This is a genomic window from Pseudomonas sp. K5002 (genome assembly GCF_013386655.1).
GTDB lineage: Bacteria > Pseudomonadota > Gammaproteobacteria > Pseudomonadales > Pseudomonadaceae > Aquipseudomonas.
Window position 1 is genome coordinate 1 of record NZ_JACARK010001093.1, and the last position, 2198, is coordinate 2198.

General features: G+C 63.9%; 3 protein-coding genes. 2 read left to right on the forward strand and 1 reads right to left on the reverse strand.

Annotation, left to right across the window (positions count from 1 at the left end):
• Both HX846_RS33500 and HX846_RS33505 read left to right on the forward strand, forming a co-directional pair.
• The coding region (locus HX846_RS33500; protein WP_178967080.1) for an ABC transporter permease at positions 1 to 722 on the forward strand (722 nt) is incomplete at its 5' end.
• A 2-nt stretch (positions 723 to 724) separates the two neighbouring features.
• On the forward strand, positions 725 to 1438 hold the full coding sequence (locus tag HX846_RS33505) for an ABC transporter ATP-binding protein (protein WP_008431321.1): 714 nt from the start codon (positions 725 to 727) through the stop codon (positions 1436 to 1438).
• A gap of 86 nt (positions 1439 to 1524) precedes the next feature.
• On the opposite strand, the gene HX846_RS33510 is transcribed toward HX846_RS33505, so the two are convergent.
• The coding region (locus HX846_RS33510) for a FecR domain-containing protein (RefSeq protein ID WP_178967081.1) at positions 1525 to 2198 on the reverse strand (674 nt) is incomplete at its 5' end.

Sequence of the window (2198 nt, forward strand, 5' to 3'; positions counted from 1 at the left end):
TGATCCTTGAAGTGGTGGTGCGCATCGGCTGGCTGCCGTCCTACCAGATGCCGGCGCCCAGCGAGATCGCCGTGACCCTCACCGACCTCGCCGAAGGCGCGCTGTGGAAACACATCAGCGCCAGCCTGTTGCGGGTGCTGCTGGGGTTCACCATCGGCGCCGGCCTGGCCCTGGTGTTTGCCGCCTGGGTCGGCTTGAGCCGCGAGGCCGAGGCGTACCTGGAACCAACCTTCGCCGGCCTGCGCTCGATCCCGAGCCTGGCCTGGGTGCCGCTGTTGCTGCTGTGGCTGGGCATTGATGAGACCTCGAAGATCGTGCTGATTGCCATCGGCGCGTTCTTCCCGGTGTACCTCAATGGCGTCGCGGCCATTCGCGACATCGACCGCAAGCTGGTGGAAGTCGGGCAGATGTATGGCTTCAGCCGCACGCGCCTGGTGCGTCGCATCCTGTTGCCTGCCGCCCTGCCCGGCCTGTTCACCGGCTTGCGCAGCGGCCTGAGCCTGGCGTGGATGTTCCTGGTGGCGGCCGAGTTGATCGCCGCGACCAAGGGCCTGGGTTACCTGCTCAGCGATGGCCGGGAAACCTCACGGCCCGACATTGTGCTGGCGGCGATCATCGTGCTGGCGCTGCTGGGCAAGATCAGCGACGGCCTGTTGGCGGCCCTGGAAAAACGCTGCCTGGCCTGGCGCGATACCTTCAACGGCCAAGGCCCGGAGAATTGAGCATGAGTGAAGCGCTACTGGACATTCGCGTCGAGCGGAAAAACTTCGGCGCGACGACGGTGCTGACCAACGTCCATTTGGCCTTGCAGCCGCGGGAAGCCGTCAGTTTGCTGGGCCCCAGTGGCTGCGGCAAAAGCACCTTGCTGCGGATCGTCGCCGGGCTGGAAAAGGACTATCAGGGGGAACTGTTGCAAGGTGGTGGTGAGGTCGCGTTTGTGTTCCAGGAGCCACGGCTGATGCCGTGGCTGACGGTGGAGCAAAACATTGGTTTCAGCGATGACGATGGCTATGACAAGGCCTGGGTCGCGCAGTTGATCGATGAGGTGGGGCTTACGGGTTTTGGCCAGGCGTTGCCCAAGGCCTTGTCTGGCGGGATGGCGCAACGGGTGGCGATTGCTCGCGGGCTGTATTCACGACCGCAGGTGCTGTTGCTGGACGAACCGTTCAGCGCGGTGGATGCGTTTACCCGCATGAAGCTGCAGGACCTGCTGCTGCAATTGGCCGAGCACCACGGGATCGCCCTGCTGCTGGTGACTCACGATGTGGACGAGGCGCTGTACCTGAGTGACCGGGTGTTGGTGATGGATAACCGGCCGAGCAGTATTCGCCAGGAGCTGGCGGTGGAGCTGGTGCATCCGCGGGATCGGCGGGATCCGCTGTTGGCGCGGCTCAAGGCACTGGCGTTGACTGAGCTGCAGCGGGCGCATGTGATCTGAAAGGCACGTGTTGAGTCCGCCCAAAATCAAAAGCTGAAGCGGGCACGGTTCAAATGTGGGAGCNNCCCGCTCCCACAAGGATCGCATCAAGCAGCCGATTTACGCGGCGTCAACGTCACCCAATACTGCGTACGGGACTGCACTTGCAGCGGCATCGTCGACGCCAGCAACGCAAGAATTCGATCGGTATCGGCCAACTGAAAACTCCCAGTGACCCGCAGCGCTTCAAGGCTCGGGTCCCAGCGCAGCACACCCGGCCGATACCGCTCCAGCTCCCGCAAAAAATCACCCAAGAGCTGGTTCTGCGCAGTCAGCACACCGTCGCGCCAACCCAATTGCAACGCATCAAACCCCACCGCAGCGCCCATCCCCGACGCCTGCAACCGTGCCTGCTGCCCCCCCTGCAATGTCGCCACTTGCCCACGCAGGTCCTGCACCTGCACCGCGCCCTTCAACACCGACACCAAACACCCGGAAGACAACTGCCGCACACACACTTCAGCCTGGCTGACGATCACTTGGCCATAACGCGTCTGCACCGTCAGCGTACCAGCCCCCGGCACCGTCAACGCCATCTCCCCTTCCACCAGCGTCACACGGCGCCGGGCCGTATCCACGTCCACCGCGCTCGCGGTATTCAGTTGCAGGCTGCTGCCATCCAACAGCGGCACTCGCTTGCGTTCGCCAGTGGCGGTGTGCAGGTCGGCGCGCCACACGTCGATAGGCAATTGCCGGCTGAGCAACCACGCGGTTGGCAACA

Coding starts and splice junctions, on each gene's coding strand:
- HX846_RS33505 (WP_008431321.1), top strand. CDS start 725: ATGAGTGAAGCGCTACTGGACATTCGCGTCGAGCGGAAAAACTTCGGC.